Below are 26648 nucleotides of genomic sequence, written 5' to 3'. Positions count from 1 at the left end.
ATGTCAACCAACAGACGCGAATACGGATGGTCGGCGCGAGAGAGAATCTCGTAGGCCAGCGCGCAGACGCTATGTCCGGCTTCGCAATCACCGAGGCGCCACTGCGTGCTGGCATGGAACGCATAGAGGTTGATGATGGGAATCGCCGCCCATCCAGACTGGACACGATGGTCAGCGAGTTCGTAGGCATAGTCGGCCAGCAGGACACGGCCTTCGACGTCCGCCTCCGCATACCGCCCGAGAGCGTGCAAATGCATGAGGCGCGCCTGATGTGCCGCCATCGCCATGTGGCGTCGTTGCGCCAGGCGGGCCGCTTCCAAGCCCGATGAGGCGTACCGCAGACCTTGCTCGAAGCGTCCGCGCATCCACAGAAACACCGCAGTCTGAGTCGAAACCGACGCGCGCGCGGGTTGGTCGCCCAACTGCGCGGCAAGGGCCTCCGCACGCTCCATATTGTTGAAGATCTCGTCGATCTGCCCGAGCGCCATCATGGCGCCGATGGCTTCCAGCCGGAGCGCAAGTTCAAGGCCCTGCGCAGTCCGCGTGCCGCCGGCGCGGCGAGCCGCTTCAATGCCCATTTCGAACAGTTGCAGGGCTTCCTGATTGGCCGAGCGCGAGATGGCCCGCGCCATCGACTTCACGGCGTATCTTGCCGCATGCTCCCATTCCTCGCCTTTGAAGGCGTGATGGGCCAGGGCCGGCGCGGCATCGGCGTCCTCGGCGCCGGGCTGCGACTGCAAGGCGAGGAAGGCGAGCCGATGCAGCGCCTTGAGGCGGGCGCGTGTCAGCGCCCCGAGCACGACGTCCCGGACCAGTGCATGACGGAACACGAAAGCGTGCTGCTCCAGCGAACGCCCCGTGGGATCGGGGCTCGTCAGCAAGCCGGACGAGACGCAAAGACCAAGCAACTCCTCGGTCCGCGCGAGGTCTTCGTCCTGCATGGCGGCGATCAGCTCCCGCGTGATGGGATCACCGAGAACGCTCGCCGCCTCCAGGGCCGACTTCGCGGCATCCGGCAGCCTGTCGACCCGTGCGCCGATCACGGCGGCGATGGAGCCCGGGACCCGCAACTCCCCGAGGGGTCGCTGCAAACGGTAGGCACCCGGCGTTCCCTCGAGTGATCCGTCATCGATCAGCGTGATGACCAGTTGCTCCATGAAGAAGGGATTGCCGTCGGCGCGACGAACCAGCTCGCTGGTCACCCCAAGCACCGAAGGATCATCGCCGAGCAAGGCTCGCGCGAGGGCGAGCATCTCGCCGTCCCGCAGGGGCTCGACCAGGTACTCGGCGAACCACGTCGTCTGTCCCCATTGATGCTCGAAATCCGGACGGTAGCTGACACAGACCAGGACCTGCAGCCCCTGGAGCCGGGGCAACAAGGCCTCGAACAGCCGCCGGCTGTCGCGATCGGCCAGGAACACATCCTCGAGCACGAGCACGAACGGGCCCGCCCGAACGCGCTGGCGAACGAGCCACAGCAGTGCCTCGCCGATACGGCGCCGCCTTTGCGCCGGATTGAGCGCCAGCCAAGCTTCATTGGGCGCAGCAAACCCGAGCAGATCGCTCAAAGCCGCGAGATGGTCGGCGCCTTCTGCCGGCCATTTCGCGAGCAAGGCCTGCACCGCCGCCTGCTTGACGTCGGTCGCGCTCGTACGAGGCAACTCCATCAGACTCGCGATCAGATCAGCCGCGGTGCTGTAGGCTCTCGTGCTCGCATAACCTCTCGCCTGCGCGACGCACAGGTCCACACCGTGGCCTGCAAGAGCGGCCGTCCAATCGGCGATCAGACGGGACTTTCCGACGCCGGCATCGCCGCGCAGCCCGACCGTCCGCATGGCGCCTTGCCTGACGGTTTCGAGCTCCCCCGCCAGAATCTGCAACAACTCCTGGCGCCCGATAAGCGGTGCCCAGCGCTGCTTTCGCGTCAACGGCGCGGCCGCCGAGCTTTCGGTCTCGACCACGACTTCGTGAAGTTCGATCGGGGCGGCCAATCCGCGCACGGGCTTTATTCCGACCGGCCGTGTATCGATCTGCTGTGCGACCAGGCGCTGCGTCGCCGCGCTGATCAAGATGCCGCCCGGGGGCGCCAGTTTCTCCAGCCGCGACGCGATGTGGATCGTCTGGCCGTCCGCACCGTAGTGCGACCACTGGTACTGTCCGACGATCCCGACCAGGACCTCGCCCGAGTTGATGCCGATGCGCAGCGTCGGGCTGGCGACGCCTTGCGCCTCCTGGCCGGGAATGGTTGCCCTCTGCATCTTCAGAGCGGCCATGCAGGCCCGCAAGGCGTGATCTTCCTGCGCCAGCGGAGCGCCGAACAATGCAACGAGGCCGTCTCCCAGCAATTGGCTGACGGTGCCTCCAAAGGTTTCGACCGCGTCGGCAAGCAGGTCGAGCGTTCGGCCGAGATAGTTCCGGGATTCCTCGGGGTCCGCGTGCTGCAACAATGAGGTCGAGTCGCAGACGTCGACGAACAGCACGCTCACCTGCTTGTTTTCGGTCAGCAGCTGCGCCCGCGAGTTGGGACGTTGCGAAGCGGATCGCGGCTCGCGCTCCGTTGCACCAAGACCGGCGCCGCATTGCGGGCAGAATCGGTGCTCAAGTTCAACTCGGGCGGAGCAAGCAGGACACCTGGTCACGGCACTACGCACTCATCAATGGCTTCAACGAATAACCGGTGCTCATCCGCATGATCATCGTCTCGCTTGAGGACGTGAACCTGCGCGCAAACAGAGTGGCGGGAGGGCCTGACAAACGTGGCGAAAAGTCTTCCCGCCGGTAAAACAATCAAGACGTCGACATGCGCTTCGCGCGGCATACCTTTGTTCGGAAGGTGCCAATTCCGAAATGCCGGCACCTCATGGAAACGAACAAACTTTCGTCCTGCCCTTCGAGACGCGAGGCCTATGTTGACTCGAACGGCAGCCGCCTTGGAGCAAACCCAATGGATCTAAACCAATGGATCTAAACCAAACGTCCTGCGCCCATCCATCGAAGTCGCGCGTTGCCGACGATCATGTCTGATGAGAAGCGCGGTTGACGCGCTCATCTCAGCGCATCATTTCGCGGCGTGCAAAAACCATCTTGAAATAACCAACGCCATTATGAGCCCCTATCAAAAATTGAATTCATTATACGCGCCTAGCCAAAATTGAAAAGGACGAATCCGTAAAAGCCCGGGGTACCAGGCGTCAGGCCGCAAGCAAAGCTCGATTATTCCGTCCAACGGCCGAATGCGTTCCGATTTTCCCGCCTTTTGAGGGCACTTTCGAGTGGCGGACGACGGTATCCCCGGGTTTGCGTACCGATCGATCTCGGAAAAGGATGTCCTCAGCCCTCACCCGAACAGAGTATCGGACAACAACTTAAGGTTGAGGATAACGATGACGCCGGCGACAATCCAGGCGATCGCGGCGACACTACGGGAAATCGCGAACTTGCCCATCTTGCGCCGATCGGAGACGAAGCGCACCAGCGGAATGACCGCAAACGGAAGCTGCATGGACAGTACGACCTGGCTGAACACCAGCAGATCGGCAGTGCCGCGTTCGCCATAGATCGCGGTGACGACGATCACCGGGATGATCGCAACGCCGCGCGTCAGCAGGCGGCGCGCCCAACTCGGCAGGCGCAGGTCCAAAAAGCCTTCCATCACGATCTGGCCGGCGAGTGTCGCGGTCACCGTGGAGTTGAGACCAGAAGCAAGCAGCGCGATTGCGAACAGCGTCGAGGCGATGCCAAGTCCAAGCAGCGGCGACAGCAGCTCGAAGGCCTGGCCGATCTCGGCGACGTCGGAATGGCCGGTTTTGTGGAAGGTCGCGGCCGCGACCACCAGGATCGCGGCGTTGATGAAGAGCGCCAGCATCAGCGCCACCGTGGAGTCGGTCGTCGCCCATGTGATCGCCTCGCGCCGGCCTTCGTCGGTCCGCTCATAGGCGCGGGTCTGCACGATCGAGGAGTGCAGATAGAGATTATGCGGCATCACGGTGGCACCGATGATGCCGATCGCGATGTAGAGCATCTCGGGATTGGTGAAGATCTCCGTCCGCGGCGCAAATCCGCGGATCACCTCCGCTACCGGCGGCGCCGCCGCGGCGACTTGGATCGCGAAGCAGATTGCGATCACGACGAGCAGCGACATCACGAAGGCTTCGAGGAAACGAAAGCCGCGGTTCATCAGGAGCAGCAGCAGGAAGGCGTCGAGCGCGGCGATCAGCGCACCGCCGATCAGGGGGATGCCGAACAGCAGCTTGAGCGCGATGGCCGTGCCGATGACCTCGGCGAGATCGCAGGCGATGATCGCGGCCTCGCAGGCGAGCCACAAAAGCCAGTTCACCGCCGGCGAGTAGGTCGCGCGGCAGGCCTGCGCGAGATCACGATCGGTGACGATGCCGAGCCGCGCCGCCAGCGACTGGAGCAGGATCGCCATCAGGTTCGACAGCAGGATTACCGAGAGCAGCGTGTAGCCAAACTTCGACCCGCCGGCGAGGTCGGTCGCCCAGTTGCCGGGATCCATGTAACCGACCGAAACGAGATAGCCTGGGCCGACAAAGGCGAGCAGCCGGCGCCACCACGCCGCGGCGGCGGGGATCGCGACCGTGCCGTTCACCTCAGCCAGGCTTTTGGTGATGGGCGCGTCAGTGCGCCAGCCAGCTGCGTCGGGGGTCAGATCGGGTGATCGGGCATCCATGGGTCAAAGAGAATACCGAACTCGGCTCTTATTGCAACTCATTTGCAACTGCATCTAGCCGCGCTGGTTCCCGGAAGGTCCCGCGACCGGTCTTGTCGGGAAGCGGGTGGGTTTGGCGGTCATTGGGGGCGAATACTGGCCTTTAGATCGACTTTCAGGGAATGACCGATGTCAACGACCCCCAGCCTGCCGGATACGTTCAACCGCCTCGCCTGGTCCAATCTTGCGGCGCAATCGGCGGAACAGATCGCACTGGCCGCCGCCCCCATCGTTGCGGTGCTGGCGCTGGGCGTCGCCGAAGGCCAGGCCGGCCTGCTCCAGACCGCCCTCACCCTGCCATTCGTGCTGTTTGCGATTCCGGCCGGCCTGCTCGCCGACCGCATCTCGCGGCGCGCGCTGATGGCCGGCGCCGAGGCGCTGCGGGCTGCGGCGCTTGGGACAATCGTGATCCTGATTGCGCTCGGCGCGCTCAACCTGCCGCTGCTCGCAGCACTCGGCTTTGCCGCGGTCTGCGGCACCGTCGTCTACAGCGTGGCGGCGCCCGCGCTGGTACCCTCGCTGGTGCAGGCCGACGCCCTGCCCGCGGCGAATGCACGGATTGAGCTTGCGCGCACCATTGCGTTTGCGAGCGGTCCCGCGCTCGGCGGCGCGCTGGTCGGCTGGCTCGGCGCAAGCCCAGCCTTCGGCTTCGCCGCCGCGCTTTCGGCGATCGCCGTCGTGCTGCTCGCCGGCCTCTACGAGCCCGCGCGCGCACCTGTGCCGCGACGGCACCCGCTGCAGGAGATCCGCGAGGGCGCCGCGTTCGTCTTCCATCACCCGCTGTTGCGGCCGGTGTTCGTCACCCAGTTCATCTTCAACACCGGCTGGTTCCTCCAGCTTGCGGTGTTCGTGCCTTACGCGGTGCGTCATCTCGGCCTGTCCGCGACCGGCGTCGGCGTGGTGCTGGCGATGTATGGCGTCGGCATGGTGATCGGCGCATTGGTAGCGACGCGGGTGATGCGGCGCCTCGCCTTCGGCACGGTGGTCGGACTTGGACCGGTGACCGGATTCGTTGCAGCCCTCGTGATGGCGCTGACGGTGCTGGTGCCTGCCGCATGGCTGGCGGCGTTGAGCTTCTTCCTGCTCGGCGTCGGCCCGATCCTCTGGGTGATCTCTACCACCACGCTGCGCCAATCGGTGACGCCGCCGCGCCTGCTCGGCCGCGTCTCAGCCATCAACATCATGAGCTATGGCGCACGCCCGCTCGGCTCGGCGCTGGGCGCGATCGTCGGCGGCTTTTATAGCGCAGAGGCGTGCCTCTATCTCGCAGCCGCGATCTTCGCCGTGCAGGCGCTGGTGATCTGGCTCTCGCCTGCGGTGGCGCTGGACCGCCAGCCGGAGATGGTCGGCGACGAGGCGACGGCGCGCTGCTAGCAGCTCGTCATTGCGAGCGCAGCGAAGCAATCCAGGAATGCACCCGCGGAAAGCCTCTGGATTGCTTCGCTGTGCTCGCAATGACGGAGTGTGTTGGGGACGCCGACGCTAACCCGCCAGATACCGTTCGTAACTGCCCGTCACCGGTTCGCTCGTGTCGATGTCCGGATCGAGGGTATAGAGATCCTGCGCGCGGCCGATGCCACGCAGTGCGTAGCGGCCGGTCGAGACGAGATAGCGGCGGCCCGGCGCATCGAGCCCCGCGTAAAACTCCGCCGATGCGAGCAGCTCGCGATCGACCGAGCGGCTCATCGAGGCGATGCGGCTGACCTCGTTGACCGTGGGCCCGACCACCGTGAAATCGAGCCGGTCCTCGCTGCCGATATTGCCGTAGAAGACCTCGCCGACATGCAAGCCAATATAGGCCGAAGTGATCGGGCGGCCGGCGGCGGCCCGCTTCGCGTTCAGCGCCACGATGTTCTTGCGGAAAAGATGCTCGGCCCGAAGCGCCGCGCGACGGGCGCCCGCCATGTCCTCGCCTGTGAACATTGCTAGCACGCCGTCGCCGATCAGCTTCAGCACGTCGCCGCCGGCGTCGTGGATCGCATCGATCACGGCCTGCGCATAATCGTTGAGGAACGGAATGATCTCGTCGGGCCCGATGCTCTCGCTGATCCCGGTCGAGCCGCGCAAATCCGAATACCAGAGCACGGCATTGATGCGCTCGGTGACGCCGCGCGAGATGCGCCCGCGCAGCACCTGCTCCGAGGCATCACGGCCGAGATAGACGCGCCCGAGCGTGCGCACGATATCGACCTGCTGGGCGGACTTAATCGTAAGCCCCAGCACCGGCACGAGATCGCGCAGCGCTGCGAGCTCGCTCTCGGCAAAGCCCTCGCGCCGCCGCGTCGTCCAGTAGGAATAGAGGCAGTCCATCTGGCCGAGCGCGCCGCTCTCGCCGAAGCGATGCACGAAGGCGAGGAAATGCCGGTGGCCTTTGTCCGCGAGCTCGCCAATCTGCGAAAAGTCGAGCGATGCGGTGTCCGCGAGATCGATCTGCATCTCGTCCTCGCCGTGCTCGAGCAGATGATAGAACACCGAGCGGCGCCAGTTCTTGGCCGGATCGCCCTGCGCCGTCGATCCATATTCGACGACGTCGCTCTCATTGCTCGGCACATCGCTCCAGCGGAAGGCGCGCCCCTCATAGATCGGGTGCAGCGTGTCGATGACGACGAGCCCGCGCGACAGCTCGATCCCCTCGGCGCGGCAGCGCTCGCAGAAGCCGCGGAGCATCTCGATCTCGGGCAGGCCGGTGAGCCCCTGGCTGGTCAGCCAGTTGATCAACGCAAGGCGGGAGGTCAATTCCATACGCCATTATGGCGTGCATTCGTGACGAGCGAAAGGCAGACGTCGGCCTCACGGCTTTAGGTCTCAGGGCTTGCGCGTGACGACCTCGCCATCCTCCTCCACCAAGGATACAGGCGGCTCCAAGCCGGCGCGGCCGCGTTCAGAACCTGTAATTCAGAGTTGCGGTCACAAGGTCACCAAGCATCGAGGCGGAAATCTTCTCGTGATAGAAGGATGCCTTGTCTTTCGACTGATAATTTACAGAGCCGAGATCGAAATGGAGATATTGGACTCCTACCGTCCATTTGGCGCTCAAGGGCAGCTCAACTCCTGCGCCTGCCGTCCAACCGGTCGCTACCGTCGAGGCGGCACCATGCGAATCATATCCGTAGTACAGCACGTTGTAATTGTACGTTGATTTGACACCGCCGAACGCCAACCCGGCGGTGCCGTATAGCAGCGCGCCTCCAAGCGGAATGCCGGCACGGCCGCGCAGGGTTGCGAGCCACTCAATCTTTGTCATCTCCAGGAAGCGCGAGTCCGCCTGGAAATAGGGATCCTTGATGTAACCTGTGTCGCTGTGGCTCGCGAGCGATAGCGCACGGATATCGCCCTCGAGACCCCACACGAAACCCTGCGATTGCCAGTTCCACCCGGCTTGGGCACCGCCAGTAAAATTCGACGGCGAACTCTTCGACGAGCCCGCGGAAGCGATGAATGGTGGAAAGAGTGGATCGTACAACCAATCCGCAGCCTGCACGTCCGTCCGTTGCGAGCCCCAGGCTCCCCCGATGTTTCCTCCGAGATAGAACCCGGACCAATTGGAGGACTGCGCCTCGGCGGTCGACGCCGCGCAGAGCGCGGCTACCAGGGCTCCGGTCGCGACCAACAGCTCCTTAAGTTGCGCAAATCGCAACGTTAGCCTCCGACTTCTTCCGGACCGCTTCATCAGATCAAGGCTCGACTCGTGCATCCTGGAAATCCTCGAATTCTCGGCGCTCAAACAGAACCGATGCGGCGCATGGCGCTGTCTCTTTTCAGCAAATGTCAGACCCGCGCGGAGATGTCTTGGATGAGGCAGCACACGCATTGCGCGGGCACGGCACTCAGAAGGAAATGGAGGTGACTGTTGTGCCGAAGGCACATTCCAAGGGACCGCCTTTGCCCTGACGGCACATGCGCCTTGGACGACACGGCATTGCAACGGCGATGAACCCCGGCGTACAAACAACGACTAATGCTGGTTGCCTCGCTTGAGGGAGCCGACGTCTTGAGGCCGAATTTGCCGGTGGCGGCCGTGACTAATTCCGTGATCGGTGGCAAATTCGGCTGGAGACACTATGTCCGAAAGGAAAAGCGCAACCGATCCGATTTTGGGTCCGCCGACGCGTTTCTCATTCTCGACCGACAATGTTGCACCGGCGCATCGCTTGAACGCCTTCCGCGATGCCGTCAACTCCGTCGAGGAGGTGGACTGGCTTGCGCGATCGCCGGACGAGTTTCGCTGTGCCGTGCAAGCCGACCTGTTCGACGGAGCCATTGCCATTGATCTTCAGGCGTCCGACGTGCGGGGCGGCCCCAATGCACGTCAGGCTCGCCGCAACAGCGATCGGATCACGATACAGATTTGCGACCGCGGCAGCCTTCATGTCGAACAGCAAGCCTCGGCTTTTGACGTGGCGCCAGGCCATGCGGCCATCGTCCGCAATGATCTCGAAGGTCACACGACGTATTTAGACGACGCACGCGTCCAGTTCCTTTTTATCGACAGGACGCTCGTGCGCCCTCTGTTGAAATCCGATTGGTCGAGGTCAGCGCTCCATATTTCTGCCGCCACGCCCTCCTTGCGCCTGCTCAGAAGCTGGCTGGCCAGCCGGGCCGACGTTGAGCTTTCATCGGACCAGAATCTTCGCGCACTCTATGTCCAACATACCGCCGACCTCGTTGCGATGATTCTGGGACCGCATTCCGATGCGGAGGCCCTGCTGGAAGGTCGAGGGATCAAGGCCGCGCGCCTCAAGGCAGTCATCAACGCGATCAGGCACAATGCGGCGCGCCAGGAGCTGTCAGCCGAGCAGGTCGGCCGCAGCCTCGGCATCTCGGAGCGCTATGTTCGCGTGTTGCTCGAGGAAACCGGGAAGACATTCTCCGAACACCTGACCGAGGAACGCCTCCAGCATGCCAGAAGGCTCCTCAGTGCGCCTCACCTGACCAACCACACCATCGCCGAAATCGCCATGATGTCGGGTTTCAGCGACATCTCGCACTTCAACAGGAGCTTCCGTCGTCGCTTCGGCGACACTCCGACTGGAGTTCGCAGCCTGCTCTAGCCAGGCACAATTGGCGAGCGCGGCTCGGCGGCTCCTTGAGATATTCGATCAGCTCCGGCTCGACGCCGCTCTGTCGGATCATGGCGAGCGTGTTGCGTGAGGTCCCGCAAGCCGCGGTTGTGATGGATGGTCACGACTATGAATGGCGTCCTCCGCAGGCCCCCGGATAGCATCCCGCCCCTTGCAGATCGAATATGCCGATGGCGATGTTGACGCCGCCCGCGCCGCGGAGGCAAAAGCCAATTGATGTTTCCGCTGCCAGCGACGACCAGAAACGCCAGGATCAACGCAAGCACATGAGCCAGCGACAGCTTCCGATCATTCTGGCGCTCGGCACCACCCAGACGCTGGCCTGGGCTTCCAGCTATTACCTGCCGGCGATCCTCGCCGATCCGATCGGGCGCGATCTCGACGTCTCCTCCAACTGGATCTTTGGCGCCTTCTCCGCCTCGCTGGTGATCTCGGCCCTCCTGGGGCCGCGCATCGGGCGGCAGATCGATCTCGTCGGCGGACGGCAGGTGCTCGCGGCCTCGAACCTGACCATTGCTGGCGGCCTCGTGCTGCTCGGCTTCTCCACCTCCGTCCCGATGATGGCGATCGCCTGGCTCGTGCTCGGCGTCGGCATGGCGCTCGGACTCTATGACGCCGCCTTCGCCGCGCTCGGGCGAATCTACGGCGCCGAGGCGCGCGGCTCGATCACCGGCATCACGCTGGTGGCCGGATTTGCCTCGACCGTCGGCTGGCCGCTGACGGCCTGGGGGCTTTCGCATATCGGATGGCGCGACACCTGCTTTGCCTGGGCGGCCGCTCACATCCTGATAGGCCTGCCGCTCAACTTCCTGATGCTGCCGAAGGTGAAGGGCGCCTGGGAGGCGGCGACGACGGCTGTCAAGCCGCATATCCCGCTCGACCGCACCATGATCCTTCTGGCTTTCGTCTTCGCCGCGGCCTGGACCGTCACCGGCGCGATGGCGGTGCACTTCCCGCGTATCCTTGAAGCCACCGGCGCGACGCCCGTCGAGGCGATTGCCGCGGGCGCCCTGATCGGGCCGGCGCAAGTCGGCGCGCGGGTTCTCGAGGCGAGCTTTCTGAGCCGCTTTCATCCGCTGTGGTCGGCGCGGCTTGCCTGCATCACCCACCCGATCGGGGCGGCCGTGATCGCCATCTTCGGCGCGGACGGCGCGAGCGCCTTTGCGCTTCTCCACGGCTCAGGCAACGGCGTTCTGACCATCGCGCGCGGAACGCTGCCGCTCGCGATCTTCGGGCCGAAGAATTACGGCTACCGGCTCGGCATCATCGGCGCGCCGGCGCGGATGGCGCAGGCCATTGCCCCGCTCGCCTTCGGCCTCTTGATCGACGTCATGGGCAGCAAGGTCCTGATCGTGTCCTCGGCGCTGAGCCTCACCGCACTCGCGGCACTGTTCCTGGTCCGCCCCGAACGCCGGCCTTCTTGAAGCCCCTTCCCTTCGCGGCTGCTTTCGCGCAAAAGCAAGGCATGACCGAGGACACCGGAAATTCAGGCGCACTCAGGCGCATCGCGCGATGGGCGATCACGCCGCCACAGGCCTATGGCGTCTATCTCGCCGCCGTCGTGCTGGTGTTCCTGCTATCGTTCTACGCGGGCAGCCTGAAGCCGAAGAAGGCGCCGGAGGGCGGACCGCCGCCCGTTACGGCTCCGCGGAGCTGATTAGGCCGCCTTCGCCCCCGCTGGTGGCGATCAAGATGCCGGCGAAGACGGCGACGAGGCCAATCAGGAGATTGGGCGTGATCGGCTCGCCGATTAGGAGCGCCGCGAGCGCGGCCGCAGCGATCGGGTTGACCGTCATGGTGTTGGCAACGCGCGTCGGCGTCGCAAGCTCGAGCGCCTTGACCCAGAGGATGAAGGCAAGCGCACCGCCGCCGATGCCGAGATAGACCCCCGCGACCCATTGCGCGGTTGTGAAGTAATCGAGCGCCGCGAAGCTTCCGCGCACAAGGCCGACCAGCACCAGCGCGATGGCCCCTGCCCCCATCCCGACCGTCAGGAAGCCGAGCGCGCTCGAGCGCTGCATCAGCGGGCGTGACAACACGTTGTAGAAGGCCATGCAGAAGACGGCCGCGGCCATGATCAGCTCGCCGCGCCAGGCTCCGGGTGGGCTTTGCGCGAGGCCCGTCGCGAGGGCGGCCACGACGCCGAGCACGGCAACGCCGACGCCGAGCGCCTTGCGCACCGTCAGGCGCTCGACGCCAAGGAGCGCGCCGACCACCATGGTGTGAAGCGGCAACGTCGCGAGCGCGAGGCTGGCCCGTGCCGCGGTCGTATAGGCGATCGCGATATTGTAGAGGATGAAGAACAGGCCAAAGAAGCTGAGGCCGAGCAGCAGCACGGCCGGCACGTCGTCCCGCGAGGGCCACCGCACGCGCAACAGCAGTGCAACCGGCAGCAGGCAGGCGAAACCGATTCCCCAGCGCAGGATCGCCAGCAGGATCGGATCAGCGCCACCGACAAGATAGCGCGTGATCGCTGCCGCGGTGCCGCCAACGCTGCTGGACAGAAGCGCGATCGCAACGCCCGCCCATTCGCCCAAGGCTGCCTCCAAAGCCTGCCTCCTTAGCGAAGCCAGTCGGACGAATTGCTAGCACCCCCCTGCTGACAGCATCGTGGCAGCAGTCCCAGCTGTCATTCGAGGGATCCGCCGCCCGGACAATGTCAGTCGTAAGACTCCGGCGCCATCTTCAAGCTGTCGCGCTGCGCCTTGTCGTGGTTGATCCAGAGTTGGGCTTTCTCCTTCGCAAGCACGTCGGCGATCTTCCGCATCGAGGCGACCGTCTGGTCCTTGCTGACGTTCATGCTCGGCACGACGCGGTTGTCCCAGTTGCTTTTGAAGTGCACGGCGTCGCCGGACAGCACCACCGCGCCGGTCTTCGGCAGTTTCACCAGCAGCGACTGGTGTCCCGGCGTGTGGCCGGGCGTTGCGAGAATGGTCAGGCTGCCGTCGCCGAACAAATCCTTGTCGCCGTCGAGCAGCACGACGGGATGCGAGGGCTTGAAGCGCGGCTCGTTGTTGGGGCCGGGCCACTCGTATTCAGTCTTCTGAACATGAAGGACGGCCTGCGGAAACATCTCGACATTGCCGGTGTGGTCGGGATGCGTGTGCGATACCGCCATCCATTTGATGTCGCTCGGCTTGAGGCCGAGCTGCTCGAGTTGCGCGAGAAGTGTCTTCGGCCGGCGCCAGACCGTCGCTTTCGGGTCGGAGGGAACCAGGCCATTGGGCATCGATGCAACCGCATCCGGCACACCGGTATCCCAGAGGAACCAGCCCTGGCTGTGCTTGATGAGATAGCAGCTATCAACGAAGTCCATCGGACTGCCTTCGTTCATGCCCGGCGTCCAGCGCGACACGTCGCTGGTGGCACCCTCCCCGCAATTGAGGATGTAGAGCTTTTCGACGCCGGACTTTTCCGACTGAGCCGAGACTGCATGAGCGGACAGGACTAGCACGGCGGCTGCGAGAGCAAGTTTGATCGGACGTATCATGGGGTTCCTTCCATGCGGCAGGCTGCCAATTGGCAGTTCGGAATCAAACCCCGAGCGGAGCCGAAAAGTCCAGTGTCGTCGGCAGTTGGCGGCCAGAATACGGCGAGGCTCGCGATCGGCGGCATGATCGTAACCGCCATCCTGGCGGTCGGATCGCGGCGCGGCCGTGGCGTCAAGGCGGGAAAGGCTCTCCCCCGAGCAGTCAGGACTGCCCGCGACAATGAGGCTCAACCAGCCATCGGTCGATCATGGTGGAGGCAGATCGCCACCACCACGTTTCTCGACTTCCGATGGATCGGTCGGAACATCGGTCGCCATCGGGAAGGCGACGCCACCATCCGCGTTGGCAAAGTGCCGTGCGAGTTGGGGGGCCGCCACGCTCGTGCCAATCAAGCGAAAAACCCCACCGCTCCGATTGCCACCGCCAAGAATGCCCTGGAGAGCGTAGGATTCATCGCAAGGCAGCACGTAGTCGGGACCCTCACGAGGGCCGCCGCGAGCGGGCCCAGCCGAGGCATAGGATGATTTGCGCCCATTCGACAGGATGTAGCCACCGGCGACATGTACGCTCGGCTCCTGCGCAGTCGCTATGCCGTTGAGAGTGCCGTGGGTCTTGATCCGCGATCCGGTCAGGTCGAACTCCCCGTCGGCGTATTCGAGACTCTCCTCGGCCGAGAGACTCTCCTCCCATTGTGGATCGACAAAACGAGACGACCTGGCGCCGGAGTGCACGTCGAAATTCGGGTCGGTGCGCGCGACATAGGCATGCACGTTCGCGTTGACACCGATGTAGTCCACTCTGATCGTCCAATCTCCGTGCTCCGGCACGAACCCTGGCCCGGCAATGGCCGGCTCGATTGTAAGAAGCCACATCGTGTTACTTCCCCAGGTGCGGGGGGCGTACGCTCCGGTGTAGGACGGAAATGGGATGCCGGGCGGTGGCGGAATTGGGCCAGTGACGGATGTCGAGATGAGGCCGCTGGGCGAAGTCAATGTCACCACGACACCGCTGGCAGCGCTCGCGCTCATCCAGACCTCGGCAAAGCACAGCACCGAATTGTCGGGCGGGATGCGCCATATCCATTCGGCATGAACAGGCAGCGTCGTCTTGTTCTCGAAAAAGAGGTGGCCGTCGCTCAGATAGCTGTTGCCGACGGCCAGGAAAACGTCGAGCTTCGGCTTTCCGTGAGTGCCGTCGAATATCGTGACAAGGTCCGTCAGCGCGTCCTCAAGCTCCGCCGTGCCGTCATGTGGCCCGGTCGTCGGCCCATAGCTGACATTGACGACTATGTTCTTCGTTTTCGTCGGGTCGACGAACGACAGAATGTAGTAGATGCCATCCACGACATATGACTTGAGCCATACGCCCGTCGCATCACGGAGGCACGCCTCCGAAAATTGAACGAATACGATGTCCGCGGTGGCCGCAGGACCGGAGTCCGGCTGCCAGCTTGGTGGATCCTGGCGGCCGATGCGTGACGAGACGGGAACGCGTCCCGCGAGCGTATCCATCACGTGACCGCCGTGCGAACGGTGGCGCTTGAGGGTCTTGAAATGTGCGTCGGCATAGCAGTCATCTTCATCGACGAGGTCCGTATTCGTCGTGTGCAATTCGATCCACTCGTCCAGCCCGATCTGTCGTATGCCCGTGCCAGGCGGATCTGAATCGCGCAGGAACTCGAGGCCGTAGTTGAAGTCGGTCAAGAACTTGCCGAACACCTTGGTGCCGTCCGGCCGGATCGGATTTCTGTCAGGATTCTGATCCCAGATGCCGCGCACACGCGTGCCGGTCGCCACGCTGGAGATGAACTTGGTAAAACGCGTCGCCGCGAACGGACAGCCGTCGTCAATCTGGCCGATCAGGACCTCGGTGGGCGGATACTTGCTTGCCGTACGATCACGCAGGTCAGCCCGCTTGACCAGCTCGGCCGTAGTCGGCTTCACGGGCAGCGACAGTTCGACTCTCAAAACATGGTCGATCCAGCTCTGAAACGTCGAGGGCCCAACCGCCGCCTTGAACCCTCGCATCGTCGTGAATCGAGAGGCCGGATCGGACGGACCGAATTCGATACCTGGCGGGGCATGAGGATGGTTGTCATTGTCCATTTCCCCGCCAAACTGCTCTGCATGTTGGACGTCTATGAACTCCACCAGCAGGAACAGCTTGAACCCCTTTTCGTCGAAAGACTCGAAGTACTTGAAGTCTGTCGCGATCGCATAGCGAAGGTAGGGTTCGAAGCAGTTCGGAAACTCGGTGTCGGCCATGGTACGCTCTCCACTTTGACGTGCTCAACGAAGCGTGCCCTAGGGGAATTTGTGCCAGTAGGTCCACTCCTCCTGAGCCTTTCCCCAAAGCTCATTCAAAATGAGGGACTGTGTGATGGGCCCTTCCGAAGATTCAGAATAAAACTTATTTGCCGAGAATTGCTGGTCCGCGCTGAATGGATTGAAGTCCGTGTGGGGATGGCCGTCGACATAGCTGGCATTGAACGTACGGCTCGTCGATGCTGTGGACCCGAGACAGCGTCCGACAAAGTACTCGCCCAGGGTCACGCCCAACATACGCCCCGCCATGCTGTCGACCGGAAAATGAACGCCTGCCACGACACGATTGGTCGTGATGCGCGCCGCCTGACGTTGGAGCTGCGCGATCACCGTTGGGTAATTTGGGTCAAGGTTAAGCAGTGCCTGCAATACATGAGCCACCGCGTAGGCCTGCGTCGCGTGCCCCATGGGGAAAGTTCCATGGCCGGGCGTCGTGATCATCGGCTGTATCTGCGCGTTGTATTCGACCGGACGCCAGCACGCGAGCGCGTGCTTGAAGCGCATTTCCACGTACACGCAGAACTGAAGCACCATGTTGATGAGTTCGAATGTGCGTCTCGTGCGGTCGGGATGCAGATAGACGATCGACGACCAGAAAGCGTACTGGGCATCGATCTGCGCCATGATTTCAGTGGCCCTCTCGTTGCGCAGCTCCGCCCAGCTGAGGACCATCGGAATCTGCTTTTCGAACGTCAACTGCGCCGGACGTTCGATATCTGCGATCAGATATCCGGACGACCACACCTGGAATCCGGTGCCGACTCCCGTTCCCACCTTCACAAAGCTGATCCCGTACAGCAGTTCGCCGAGGGCGATGTAGGCACGAACCCAGGGCTCCCAGCGCTCCAACTGCAGCGGGTTGTCGATGCCTGGCAATTGCGGCGCGTAGTAGTCGAAATGTGGCGCCGTCGAATGTTCGGGAACGACGATGATCCCTTCTCGCTCGAGAATGAGCGCGTCCACCATCACGGGGTTGGCATAAACGTCGCCCAGCGAACCGATTACGCCTCCCCCCGCGCCACCTACTCCACCGGCTCCGCCGGCGCCCCCGGCACCGCCCGCTCCTCCCGCACCACCTGCGCCGCCCGCACCGCCCGCTCCTCCTGCTCCGCCTAGTTGAGCCATTGCCTGCCTCCCTGTTGAGATGGTCAATCGATGAGTGAGTCAGCCTGTCGCCGGCAAACCTGCCATTTCCAGGCAGCGAGCCCAGTGCCTGCCTGTTTCGAGGTGCGCGTTCGGAGCGCGCGCGATGTAGCGTTCCACGGTCAATGCCGGCTCGAGTTCGCGCATCTTGCCCAAGGCTCTCCGCGCTTCCTCCATCCGGTTCTGCGCGACGAGCGCAATCGTGAGAACGCGCCAGGTGGACGGATGCATGCGATTGAGCACGAGCGACGATCGCGCCAGCTTTTCCGCCTCGGAATACCGATGTGCCGAAAGTTGCGCCGTAGCGCCGAGGGATTCGAAATAGTAGCGTTGCGGATCGAGCGGAGACAGCTCCATCGCGCGCTGTGTCGCTGCCACAGCGGCGGAGCCCTCGCCTTTGAACGCGTTGACGGTGCCGCGATAGAGCCAACCCAGCGCGTGGCTGGGGTTGGCATCGACGGCCTGCTCGCAGCGCTTGCGGGCGGTGTCGAGGTCGTTAAGCAGGTGACAGTAGACGAATCCTTCGGTCGCAAGCGCGAGCGCATCGGACGGATCGCGGTCGAGCGCCGCGTGAGTGGCGCTCAAGGCCTCGGCGGCTTCACGCTTGCGGTCTTCGGACCAGCCGCGCGTCACTCGCAGGATAAACCAGTTGGCGAGCCAGGCGCGCGGGGCGGCAACGCGGCCGTGCCGGTTGATCAGTTCATCAAGAACCTTGCGCGTCTGGAGGAACTCCTCCTTGCTCGATCGGTGCATCAGCCGGATGCTGCCAAGCAGCAGCGAATAGCTCTCGAGCGTCGGCAGCGGCTGGGTCAGGATATGCTCGACCTCGGCATCGAAGACCGACTGATGCACGGCAGCGGCGATGCGATGAGCGAGATCACTTTCCGGCTGTAGCAGGTCGCCGATCTCGCCGCTCAGGCGATCGGTCCAGACGATCTGGTTGGTGCGCGCCGCCGCCAGCTCTGCCGTCACGAGCATCCGGCCTGCATCGACCACGTAGCTACCGCTGAGGATGTAGGTGGCGCCGAGATGCGCGGAAACTTCCGCGACATCACTCAAGTGCTCGCGGAACACGTTCGTCGACAGGCGCGAGATCACCCGCAGGTTCGCCGACCTCGAGAGCCGCCAGATCACGCTGTCCGCGATCAAACTCCCGACATCCATATGCTCCGGCGCGTTATTCCGCGCAACGAAGGGGATAACGGCAATCGTCGGCTCCATGGGAGTTCCATAGTCTCTCCGAGCCGCGAGGCTCGGGTGCGGACTTGCCGGACCGACACGATAAGCACGCACCGGTTTGTCGAAGTGCTTGAGTATACATTCTCCCAAATCTTCGCATAGCGCATCCACTCCGTGCGTGAGCTCGTCACGCGCCGCTGCACTGCCAATGGTCTCACCCGGTTTTGCGAGGCCGGCGAGGGCCGCCGCCAGTCGCTCATGGGCCGACGCACTGGCAATCGTTTCACCGGGACCTGCGAGTGCGGCCAGCCGGGCCGCGAGGTTGATGCCGGTGCCATAGATGTCGATGCCATCGCTCCAGGCGGACGAGGCGTTGATCCCTGCGCGAAGTTGGAAGTGTTGATCCTCGGGGAGCCCCTCATTCAAGGCGGCGATGGTCCGATGCATCTCGGCTGCGGCATTCACGGCGTCAGGCACTGTCTCAAAGCGGACCATCAGGCCGTCGCCGAGGCTCTTGACGAAGACACCGTGATAACGCGGCAAGATCCGTTCGGTGGCGATATGGACGAAGTCCGCCCATCGACGCACTGCGGATGCCTCGTGCTCCCGCATGAGCCGCACCGACTCCACGAGATCGATCAAGAGGACAACTGTGTCATGCTGCACGAGGCCCATGGTTGTCTCTCCGAGAGCCCGACCTCCGCTGGTCGGACTCAGGTCAATGGCCGCTCAGGCCAGTACGATTCCCGCTTCCTTGTCCGGCAGTTGTGAATTCGACGGATGCCGCGCCATCGAGTGCACTTAGATCAGTACCGCGCACGCGAGCACGATCCTATGAAGCAGATCACGAATGGCGAAATAGATCAGACGGTCGTGCCTGTAACGAAGCGACACAACCTTTGATGAATCATTGATGATATTCACGCTCTGCGAGCGGAGTCATGACCGCGCTAGTGCGGACAGGTCTCGACTTCGACAGTGATGTGGCTCAACCCTTTCAATCCGGCCAACCGCTTCTTGTACACGGCGGGCTGCTTGGGCTTGTCGGAGACGAGCGAGACCAGCACGGCGCGGTGGCCGGGGCCGACCTGCCAGAGATGCAGATCGGTGACGCGGTCCTCGCCCACCTCCATGCGGGCGCGGATGACCCTTTCCAGCTTCTCGTCGGCCCTGACGTCGAGCAGCACCGCGCCCGAGGCCTTGATCAGGCCGAACGCCCAGTTCGCGATCACCACGCTGCCGATCAGGCCGACGGCCGGATCGGCCCACACCCATCCTGAATACATGGCGACGACGAGCGCGCCGATCGCCAAGAGCGAGGTCGCCGCATCCGCCATGACATGGATATAGGCGGCGCGGAGATTGTGGTCTTGATGATGATGGTGATGATCATGGTCGTGGTCCTCGTCATGCACATGTGCGTGGCCATGATCATGGCCGTGATGGTGGTGATCATGGCTGTCGCGCAGCAGCCAGGCGCTGACGAGATTGACACAGAGGCCAAGCACCGCCACCGCGATCGCCTCGCCATAGACGATCGGCACCGGCGAGATCAGCCGCAGCACGCTCTCATAGGCGATCTGGACCGCGATCAGCCCCAGGATGATCGCGCTGGAAAAGGCGGCGAGATCGCCGAACTTGCCGGTGCCGAAAGTGAAATGCGCATTGCCAAGGTGCTGGCGCGCGAAGCGATAGGCGAAGGCCGCGATCCCGAGCGCCGCCGCATGCGTTCCCATGTGCCAGCCGTCGGCGAGCAGCGCCATCGAGCCGAACAGCGAGCCGGCGACGATCTCGCCGACCATCATGATCAGCGTCAGCGCCACCACGAACCAGGTGCGCCGCTCGTTCTCGTCATGCTTGTCGCCGAGGAATGCGTGCTCGTGCGTCCATTGCTCGGTGGAATGTGAGTGCATCGGACATATCTCCGGGAAAGAATCCGTTTGCCGGGAATATAGGCCCCGGTAGCAGAACTTTCTAAGGCTCATTGCCGGTCAAACCCGCGATTGACAGGCACTCGCGGTTTCGCTGTAATACGGCTCATGGGGATTTGAGCGATCTCCCCACGAGGCGACATGCCCAAGTATCGCGTCCCGTTCACTCTTTACGAGGACGCATCATGTCTACTTTCACGACGATATCTTCTGACAAGCTGGCCCGGCTGATCGGCACCGCGAATGCCCCTGCCCTGATCGACGTCCGGACCGACGAGGACTATGCCGCCGACCGGCGGCTGATCCCCGGCTCCATCAAGCTCAGCCACGACAAGGTTCCGGATTGGGGTGCCGACTTCGCCGGACGCCCGGCGATCGTCACCTGCCTGCGCGGCGAAAAGCTCGCGCAGGGCACCGCGGCCTGGCTGCGGCAGCTTGGCGTGCAGGCCGAGACGCTGGAAGGCGGTTTCGAGGGCTGGAAGGCGGCAAAACTGCCGCTTGTCGACACCACCAAGCTGCCGAAGCGGGATACCAAGGGTCGCACCGTCTGGGTGACGCGAGCACGGCCGAAGGTCGATCGCATCGCCTGCCCATGGCTGATCCGCCGCTTCGTCGATCCCAATGCGGTGTTCCTGTACGTGGTGCCCTCCGAGGTCGTCGGCGTCGGCGAACGCTTCAATGCCGCGCCCTTCGACATCGAAAATGTGTTCTGGAGCCACCGCGGACAGCTCTGCACCTTCGACGTCATGGTCGACGAGTTCGGGCTTGCGACCCCGCCCTTGCAGCGGCTCGCAACCCTGGTGCGTGGGGCCGACACCGCGCGGCCCGATCTTGCTCCGGAGGCTCCGGGCCTGCTCGCAGCCTCGCTCGGCCTGTCGCGGATGTATGATGACGACCTCGAGCAGCTCGAGGCCGGCATGCTGCTCTACGATGCCTTCTACCGCTGGTGCCGCGACGCCACCACCGAGACCCACAACTGGCCGACCAACAAAGTGAAGGCGTGATGGATACCCGCAATGTCCAAGCAGGAGCTGATGCCGGTCACGGCATCAGCTTCAACGAAGCCCTTCGCGTCTGGCTTCGGGTCGCCGTCTTGAGCTTCGGCGGCCCGGCCGGTCAGATCGCGGTCATGCACCGCATCCTGGTCGAGGAGAAGAACTGGATCTCCGAAGGCCGTTTCCTGCATGCGCTGAACTACTGCATGCTGTTGCCGGGACCGGAGGCGCAGCAGCTTGCGACCTATATCGGCTGGCTGATGCACCGGACGGCCGGCGGGTTGATGGCCGGCGGGCTCTTCATCCTGCCCGGCATCATCGCCATCATGGGCCTGAGCTACATCTATGCGGCCTTCGGCAATGTCAGTTTCGTCGAGGCGCTGTTCTTTGGCCTGAAGGCCGCGGTGCTCGCCATCGTCGTCGAAGCCGTTGTGCGCGTCGGCAAGCGCGCGCTGAAGAACCGCATCATGATCGCGCTCGCGGCCGCAGCCTTCGTCGCGATCTTCTTCTTCGCCGTCCCCTTCCCGATCATCATCATCACCGCCGGCGTGATCGGCTATGTCGGCGCAAGAAGCGGCCGTCCGGAATTCGCGCCCTCGGCCCATGGCCATGGCAGCAACACCGCCGCGATCGACAGCATGCTCGGCGAGGCCGTTCCCGATCATGTCCGCCCCAACACCGCGCGTGCGATCCGCGTCGGCGCGCTATGGCTCGCGCTCTGGCTCGTGCCGGTGATCGCTCTGCTCGCGGCGTCCGGACAGGCCAACGTGTTCAGCCAGATCGCGCTGTTCTTCTCGAAGATGGCGCTGGTAACCTTCGGCGGTGCCTATGCGGTGCTCGCCTATGTCGCCCAGCAGGCGGTGGAGCATTATCACTGGCTCAGCGCGCGCGAGATGCTGGACGGTCTCGGCATGGCCGAGACCACGCCCGGTCCCCTCATCATGGTGCTGCAATTCGTGGGCTTCATGGCCGCCTTCCGTGATCCAAACGGGCTGTCGCCGATGCTCGCGGGCACATTCGGGGGCCTGCTTGCGACATGGGTCACCTTCACGCCCTGCTTCCTCTGGATCTTCTTAGGGGCCCCCTATGTCGAGCTCTTGCGCGGCAATAAAGGCCTCGCCGGCGCGCTCAGCGCGATCACTGCGGCCGTCGTCGGCGTGATCCTCAACCTCTCGATCTGGTTCGCGCTGCACACGCTGTTCCGCGAGACCGTCCCGGTGCACGCATTTCCGCTGTCCTTCGACATGCCGGTGCTTGCAAGCGTCGACATCGCGGCACTCGTGCTCTCGATCGCGGCCGCGACGGCAATCTTTCGCTTCAAGCTCGGCATGCTGACGGTGCTGGCGGGATCGTGCGCGGCCGGCGTGGCGCTGCGGCTGGCGGGTTTGATCTAGGAGCTAGGAGAGACGCGGCTTCAGGCCGCGATCTCAGCCATCGCTGTCGCTGAGTCTCTAGCCAATCGCAACGCTCCGGGCCTCGGCCCGCGCCACCGCGCTTTCGGGTCAAAGCGGACATCAACCGGGCGATACTCCCTGCTCAATCGGTCGAAAATGACCCAAAGGCAAATCCCTTGGTGTCCCCCATTTGTCGTTCGGTTCCGCTGCTTTCCTGCCGAGTTTGCATAGCCGACGTGCCCGCCGCTTCCCTATGGTCGAGGAGAGTGAACTGAACTCGCAACAGAGGCTCAGATTTTGAAGATCGTTTCGCTCATCGGTTAGGGCCGAGCCTTCAAGGTATGTGGCCAAAGCGGGACGCGAAAAATCTTGAAGCCAGCGATTTCAGGAAACCCGTCCGCTGCGTCCGCAGACACGAGGGCCAGCACAGCAGCCGTCACCTCGCCATTGCTAAGCCGATCGATCGCCGCGGTGTGTCCTGCACTCACTTTGATTGAGACCCTTCCTGCCACAACAAACCCGATCCAAACATCAACGCTGGATGCAGAATACCTTTCATCCATCGCAACATTTTTACCCGCAAGATCGGCTACCGACTTGATCTCCGGACGAGCCATTACAACGGCAACCAGGAGGTCCGCGGGTTCGCCATCGTCATGTGGAGCTGTCAAATCCGCATCCGTCATTCGCTCTGCGACCTCGGTCGCAGCCGCCACCTGCTCCTGCAGGGTTCTGCTTTTGGAATTCGGAGAGAGAACCACAGAGTTGCGTCCTCAATGAGGGAGGCCGGAGCGGGATGCGAGCTGTCTCTTATACACATAAAGCTGCCTGGTGTGGTGGTTGACGGCTGCAGCCGACCAAGGTCGCCGCGAGCGCGATCATGAGAAGCGCCCTCAAACAATCCTCCTAGAGGATGAATGTCCGCCGTCATTCGCCTTGCGTATTGATCTCGCGCTGGGGGTCTACCTTTTGTGCAAAAACGTTAAAGGCGCACTAACCGTCGGGGTCCTTAATGCGCGATCCCCCATATGGTTAATGTCGGCACGGCCGTAGCAACTTCGATTTGCACCTAGCGAATTTCCGTCGCCTACGTCAGAACCGGTCATATGTCAGCTTGTGTGGGGCAAAGCGGACGTCCATCAACTGAGTCGCGATGTCCGAGTCTGGCCCTTCGCGACAAAGTGCGCCGCCGCGCGAACTTGGTCGCTAGAGCAGACGCAGCCATCGTCAGGTCACGCCAACAGATTTGTGGGTACACGCTTGACGTGGCTGGGCTTGTGGCGTTTGCGCCGTAATGCCCGAGCATAGAGATTACAGAATTCGTAGAGCAACGACGATGCGGATAGAGGCGCGCGTGATCCAGGACAGACTTTCACAAATCGTCCTCCTTAAGCGGCGCGATTTGTTGAGACTCGCGCAGGTAGGCCTTCAGGGCCTGGCGCAGTGTAGGAAGGATCCACGTCTCATGTTCGGGCCGGTAGAGACCGGCCTCCCGAAACCATTCGAGAAACTCGGCCTTGCGCCCGGCTAGCATCAGGAACGTTCCGCGGGCTTCGAGCCGTTCGCGCAAATCGCGAAGTGCATAGAGTCCGGTCGTGTCGATCTGGCTGACTGGAATTGCATCAATCACAAACCATCGTAGTTCCGGGCCTGCGGCGTCGGCCACCGTCAGCGCTCTCGCCTTGAAGTAGTCGGAATTGAAGAAGGTAAGCGGGCCATCGAAGCGATACAGCACGAGCCCCGGAAACGTCCTGGCGTCTGGATGTCGCTCGACCGAATGCAGACCGGGGAGTCCGTCGACCGTTCCCAGGACTTCGTCCCTCGGCCGCGCGGTCAACTTGACGAAGCGGACCAGGGCCAACCCCACCGCGATGAGGATTCCGTTGATGGCGCCCAGCGCGACCACTCCGAGCGTGGTGATCACGGCCAGGACGACCTCGCTACGATCGATGCTCCAGATTTCGCGTAGCGTACGCGTGTCAAACAGCGAAATCGAAGCGAACACGAGCAATGCGCCCAGCGCAGCAATCGGCACATATCGCAAGGGCCCTGTCAGAAACAGCAACACTGCGGCGATTGTCGCCGCCGCCACCAGGCCAGTCACTTGGGTGCGACCGCCGGATGCAACGGCCACGGCTGTGCGCGAGTCAGCGCCGGTCACGGCGAACCCCTGAGACAAGGCGGAGGCGAGATTAGCTGCACCAAATGCAGCCAGCTCACGGTCAGCGTCGATCTCGTAGCCGCCCTTCGACGCAAAGCTGCGCGCTGTCAACATGCCACTCGAAAACAGCACGAGAGCGAGCCCCGCCGCGCTGCCCAGCAGGGATGGTATGTCGTCCGTTGGAAATCTGGGCAATCGCAGCGGCGGCAGGCCCGCAGGAACCGCCCCCAGAATAGCCACTCCATACCGGTCCAACCCGAACAATGCGACCGCGGCGCCGGCGGCGATCAATATGATCGGTGCAGCCGGAAGTCGCGGTACCCAGCGCGCCAGCCCAAACAATATCGCCAGGCTTGCCGCTCCGACGATCAACGTCGGAACCTGCGTCTCCGGAAGCTTGGCGAAGATTTCGAACAGTTGCGGAATAATCCTTTTGGATTCGATGGAAAAGCCGAGCAGCTTGCCGATCTGACCCAGGCAAATGGAAATTGCGACCCCGTTCAAGAGTCCGACAAGGATTGGCTTGGAAAGAAATTCCGCCAGCGCACCGAGCCGCAAGAAACTCGCTCCAATGCAGAACATGCCGGCCAGAAATGTGACTGCGACCGACAGCGACCAGTACAGTTCGACATCGCCGCCCGCCAGCGGAGCTACTGCGGCGGCGACCATAGCGCACACGGCTGCATCGGGATTCACGATCATTTGCCGCGAAGTGCCGAAGATGGCGTACGCGATCAGCGGCAGAATGCTCGAATATAGCCCCACGACCGGATCGAAGCCTGCGAGCTGCGCGTAGGCGATCGCGACCGGCAAGGCCACTGCGGCAACAGAGATTCCCGCCAACAGATCGTGCCGAAAGTCGTCGGCAAAACTGTAGGACAAGAGTTTCATTAATCCGGGTGCAATACGCGTCAGACGGTCATTCATGCCGGATTACGAGTAAAGTTACGCCGGAGCGCAAGCCACGCAACTTTAGCTGCGCGAGCGAAGGTCCGCCAGTGGCCCTACGCGACCATGTTGCGTCGCGTTCGCCAAGCCCGATCATGTCGGCGCAATAGCGATATAGGGAATGCAGGCCACGACAACGGCGAGCTGGATCGCATTGCCCAGCATGCCGCCCCAATGCAACCGCCGGAGTCGGCGCGCGGCCTCCGTGTCGCCGGCATCTCCGTCACTGATCCGGGCATCCATCTGCCGCAGGAACCAGCGGCGCGACCACACGGCGAGAGCCGTGATCAAGCCGACGCCTATGGCCAGGACCGGGCGGCCGTCCACGGCAACGGCAGTCGTGCCTACGGCACCGGCGACGGCCAATGTCAGGAAGTAGCCGTTGAACATGGCGCGCAAGAGCAGCGCGACAGGTCGGACGTCCAGCTTCACCAGCAGAAAGGCCGGCGCCGCCAGCAGCAGATAAAACATCGGAAGCAGCAGGATGATCGTGGCAAACAGGGCGACGTTGTCTGGCATCATCCGAACACCCCCCTCTTTCCCGTGCCGGGCCGGGTTTTCCGGCAGCGCAGTATCGGCCTCGATTTGTCACCGGCACCATTGGGCTTTGGTTGGACGCGCACTGCGTCCACCGTCCTAGGACCCGATCTCCACCGGAAACGTTGATAGGGGTCATCGAAGGCGCGCCATGGAAACACTCTCTGCGTATCTCGACCGGAAGCACCAGGAACTTGCATTACTGAATGGTTGCCTTGCGAAGCCCTTGGCCCTGCGAAAGCCGGTTGCGGTCGTGGAGGTGATCGAACAGAAATTCCGCCTTGCTGCGGCGCTGAAGGCTGAACACGCCCTGCATGACTGGGCGCGCACGGAAACCGACTGGGCACATTGGGGGCGGCTGCGCGCCGGTCCGTTCGAGTTCAGCTACGATTACCAGCGCGCCGATCTCGACGTCCGCGGTCCGCCGTTCTACAACGTCGAGGATGCCGCGATGTCGGAGACCATCTATACGTCGTCAGGCATGGCAGCGATATCGGCGCTGCTGCTGGGCTCGGCCCGCGTGATCCCGAACGCAGACATGCTGGTCCTGCCCGGCTCCTATGGCGAGACCATCGAGTTGATTGAACGCCATGCCCGACATCTGCGTCTCGTGGCGCTGAACCAGGCGCCCCGTGAACTCGCGCCTCTCGCGGGCCGGCCGAAAATTCTCCTCTTCGACTCCTGCGCGCCGGCTGCCGCCTTCGAGGCGACGCTGCGCTGCGACTGTCTCTTATA

At 63.2% G+C, this 26648-nt stretch carries 19 protein-coding genes and 2 pseudogenes; 7 read left to right on the top strand and 14 right to left on the bottom strand.

Annotated features, from left to right (window positions below; all coding sequences use genetic code 11):
• A partial coding sequence (locus tag Q2941_RS42155; RefSeq protein ID WP_458196197.1) for an ATP-binding protein occupies positions 1–2639 on the bottom strand: 2639 nt, incomplete at its 3' end.
• 698 nt (positions 2640–3337) lie between these two features.
• Positions 3338–4690, bottom strand: a complete 1353-nt coding sequence (locus Q2941_RS42150; RefSeq protein WP_458196196.1) for an Nramp family divalent metal transporter — start codon at positions 4688–4690, stop codon at positions 3338–3340.
• Between the two features lie 168 nt (positions 4691–4858).
• Here Q2941_RS42150 and Q2941_RS42145 point away from each other — a divergent pair, with 168 nt between their 5' ends.
• Positions 4859–6103, top strand: a complete 1245-nt coding sequence (locus tag Q2941_RS42145) for an MFS transporter (RefSeq protein ID WP_254112116.1) — start codon at positions 4859–4861, stop codon at positions 6101–6103.
• Positions 6104–6211: 108 nt separating this feature from the next.
• Here the strand turns inward: Q2941_RS42145 and Q2941_RS42140 are convergent, their stop codons facing one another.
• Together Q2941_RS42140 and Q2941_RS42135 are read right to left on the bottom strand one after the other, a co-directional pair.
• The gene (locus tag Q2941_RS42140; protein WP_458196195.1) at positions 6212–7471 is read right to left on the bottom strand and encodes an adenylate/guanylate cyclase domain-containing protein; all 1260 of its coding nucleotides are present in this window, start codon (positions 7469–7471) and stop codon (positions 6212–6214) included.
• 139 nt (positions 7472–7610) lie between these two features.
• Positions 7611–8423 carry an outer membrane protein gene (locus Q2941_RS42135; RefSeq protein ID WP_458196194.1) on the bottom strand — a complete coding sequence of 271 codons (813 nt, stop codon included), beginning with the start codon at positions 8421–8423 and terminating at the stop codon, positions 7611–7613.
• Positions 8424–8790: 367 nt separating this feature from the next.
• On the opposite strand from Q2941_RS42135, the gene Q2941_RS42130 reads away from it, so the two are divergent.
• A complete protein-coding gene (locus Q2941_RS42130; RefSeq protein ID WP_458196193.1) occupies positions 8791–9780 on the top strand; it encodes a helix-turn-helix transcriptional regulator in 990 nt (329 codons plus the stop codon).
• On the opposite strand, the pseudogene Q2941_RS42125 reads toward Q2941_RS42130, so the two are convergent.
• Positions 9746–9920 (bottom strand): annotated as a pseudogene (locus Q2941_RS42125) (thioredoxin domain-containing protein); the annotation flags it as partial. The gene Q2941_RS42130 and the pseudogene Q2941_RS42125 sit on opposite strands and share 35 nt — an antisense overlap.
• A gap of 156 nt (positions 9921–10076) precedes the next feature.
• Here Q2941_RS42125 and Q2941_RS42120 point away from each other — a divergent pair.
• Together Q2941_RS42120 and Q2941_RS42115 are read left to right on the top strand one after the other, a co-directional pair.
• Entirely contained in the window at positions 10077–11234 is a 1158-nt protein-coding gene (locus Q2941_RS42120) for an MFS transporter (RefSeq protein WP_458196192.1), read from the top strand.
• A 41-nt stretch (positions 11235–11275) separates the two neighbouring features.
• Positions 11276–11467, top strand: a complete 192-nt coding sequence (locus tag Q2941_RS42115; RefSeq protein ID WP_458196191.1) for a hypothetical protein — start codon at positions 11276–11278, stop codon at positions 11465–11467.
• On the opposite strand, the gene Q2941_RS42110 is transcribed toward Q2941_RS42115, so the two are convergent.
• The 6 genes from Q2941_RS42110 to dmeF form a co-directional block, all read right to left on the bottom strand.
• On the bottom strand, positions 11448–12347 hold the full coding sequence (locus tag Q2941_RS42110; RefSeq protein WP_458196198.1) for a DMT family transporter: 900 nt from the start codon (positions 12345–12347) through the stop codon (positions 11448–11450). The genes Q2941_RS42115 and Q2941_RS42110 overlap by 20 nt on opposite strands.
• A gap of 122 nt (positions 12348–12469) precedes the next feature.
• Complete coding sequence (locus Q2941_RS42105) at positions 12470–13300, bottom strand: N-acyl homoserine lactonase family protein (RefSeq protein WP_458196189.1); 831 nt, start codon at positions 13298–13300, stop codon at positions 12470–12472.
• 246 nt (positions 13301–13546) lie between these two features.
• The gene (locus Q2941_RS42100; RefSeq protein ID WP_458196188.1) at positions 13547–15565 is read right to left on the bottom strand and encodes a S8/S53 family peptidase; all 2019 of its coding nucleotides are present in this window, start codon (positions 15563–15565) and stop codon (positions 13547–13549) included.
• 39 nt (positions 15566–15604) lie between these two features.
• The gene (locus Q2941_RS42095; RefSeq protein ID WP_458196187.1) at positions 15605–16750 is read right to left on the bottom strand and encodes a phosphatase PAP2 family protein; all 1146 of its coding nucleotides are present in this window, start codon (positions 16748–16750) and stop codon (positions 15605–15607) included.
• Positions 16751–16789: 39 nt separating this feature from the next.
• Positions 16790–18622, bottom strand: a complete 1833-nt coding sequence (locus Q2941_RS42090) for an adenylate/guanylate cyclase domain-containing protein (RefSeq protein ID WP_458196186.1) — start codon at positions 18620–18622, stop codon at positions 16790–16792.
• 275 nt (positions 18623–18897) lie between these two features.
• On the bottom strand, positions 18898–19860 hold the full coding sequence (gene dmeF / locus Q2941_RS42085) for a CDF family Co(II)/Ni(II) efflux transporter DmeF (protein WP_027522919.1): 963 nt from the start codon (positions 19858–19860) through the stop codon (positions 18898–18900).
• Between the two features lie 203 nt (positions 19861–20063).
• Between dmeF and Q2941_RS42080 the strand changes: the two genes are divergently transcribed.
• A complete protein-coding gene (locus Q2941_RS42080; protein ID WP_458196185.1) occupies positions 20064–20882 on the top strand; it encodes a chromate resistance protein ChrB domain-containing protein in 819 nt (272 codons plus the stop codon).
• Positions 20882–22267 carry a chromate efflux transporter gene (chrA, locus tag Q2941_RS42075; protein WP_254112103.1) on the top strand — a complete coding sequence of 462 codons (1386 nt, stop codon included), beginning with the start codon at positions 20882–20884 and terminating at the stop codon, positions 22265–22267. The genes Q2941_RS42080 and chrA overlap by 1 nt, the downstream gene beginning before the upstream one ends.
• 320 nt (positions 22268–22587) lie before the next feature.
• On the opposite strand, the gene Q2941_RS42070 is transcribed toward chrA, so the two are convergent.
• From Q2941_RS42070 to Q2941_RS42060, 3 genes are all read right to left on the bottom strand, one after another.
• The gene (locus Q2941_RS42070) at positions 22588–23028 is read right to left on the bottom strand and encodes a substrate-binding domain-containing protein (protein ID WP_458196184.1); all 441 of its coding nucleotides are present in this window, start codon (positions 23026–23028) and stop codon (positions 22588–22590) included.
• Between the two features lie 611 nt (positions 23029–23639).
• Complete coding sequence (locus tag Q2941_RS42065) at positions 23640–25355, bottom strand: SulP family inorganic anion transporter (RefSeq protein ID WP_458196183.1); 1716 nt, start codon at positions 25353–25355, stop codon at positions 23640–23642.
• A gap of 114 nt (positions 25356–25469) precedes the next feature.
• Positions 25470–25895, bottom strand: a complete 426-nt coding sequence (locus tag Q2941_RS42060) for a hypothetical protein (RefSeq protein WP_035662357.1) — start codon at positions 25893–25895, stop codon at positions 25470–25472.
• A gap of 169 nt (positions 25896–26064) precedes the next feature.
• On the opposite strand from Q2941_RS42060, the pseudogene Q2941_RS42055 reads away from it, so the two are divergent.
• A pseudogene (locus Q2941_RS42055) lies at positions 26065–26648 on the top strand (hypothetical protein); the annotation flags it as partial.

Source organism: Bradyrhizobium sp. UFLA05-153 (assembly GCF_054185185.1).
Note: the sequence above shows the minus strand (reverse complement) of the source record. Positions and strands in the feature narration are given on the sequence as shown.

Coding starts and splice junctions, on each gene's coding strand:
- Q2941_RS42150 (WP_458196196.1), bottom strand. CDS start 4,690: ATGGATGCCCGATCACCCGATCTGACCCCCGACGCAGCTGGCTGGCGC.
- Q2941_RS42145 (WP_254112116.1), top strand. CDS start 4,859: ATGTCAACGACCCCCAGCCTGCCGGATACGTTCAACCGCCTCGCCTGG.
- Q2941_RS42140 (WP_458196195.1), bottom strand. CDS start 7,471: ATGGAATTGACCTCCCGCCTTGCGTTGATCAACTGGCTGACCAGCCAG.
- Q2941_RS42135 (WP_458196194.1), bottom strand. CDS start 8,423: ATGCACGAGTCGAGCCTTGATCTGATGAAGCGGTCCGGAAGAAGTCGG.
- Q2941_RS42130 (WP_458196193.1), top strand. CDS start 8,791: ATGTCCGAAAGGAAAAGCGCAACCGATCCGATTTTGGGTCCGCCGACG.
- Q2941_RS42120 (WP_458196192.1), top strand. CDS start 10,077: ATGAGCCAGCGACAGCTTCCGATCATTCTGGCGCTCGGCACCACCCAG.
- Q2941_RS42115 (WP_458196191.1), top strand. CDS start 11,276: ATGACCGAGGACACCGGAAATTCAGGCGCACTCAGGCGCATCGCGCGA.
- Q2941_RS42105 (WP_458196189.1), bottom strand. CDS start 13,300: ATGATACGTCCGATCAAACTTGCTCTCGCAGCCGCCGTGCTAGTCCTG.
- Q2941_RS42100 (WP_458196188.1), bottom strand. CDS start 15,565: ATGGCCGACACCGAGTTTCCGAACTGCTTCGAACCCTACCTTCGCTAT.
- Q2941_RS42095 (WP_458196187.1), bottom strand. CDS start 16,750: ATGGCTCAACTAGGCGGAGCAGGAGGAGCGGGCGGTGCGGGCGGCGCA.
- Q2941_RS42090 (WP_458196186.1), bottom strand. CDS start 18,622: ATGGGCCTCGTGCAGCATGACACAGTTGTCCTCTTGATCGATCTCGTG.
- dmeF (WP_027522919.1), bottom strand. CDS start 19,860: ATGCACTCACATTCCACCGAGCAATGGACGCACGAGCACGCATTCCTC.
- Q2941_RS42080 (WP_458196185.1), top strand. CDS start 20,064: ATGTCTACTTTCACGACGATATCTTCTGACAAGCTGGCCCGGCTGATC.
- chrA (WP_254112103.1), top strand. CDS start 20,882: ATGGATACCCGCAATGTCCAAGCAGGAGCTGATGCCGGTCACGGCATC.
- Q2941_RS42065 (WP_458196183.1), bottom strand. CDS start 25,355: ATGAATGACCGTCTGACGCGTATTGCACCCGGATTAATGAAACTCTTG.
- Q2941_RS42060 (WP_035662357.1), bottom strand. CDS start 25,895: ATGCCAGACAACGTCGCCCTGTTTGCCACGATCATCCTGCTGCTTCCG.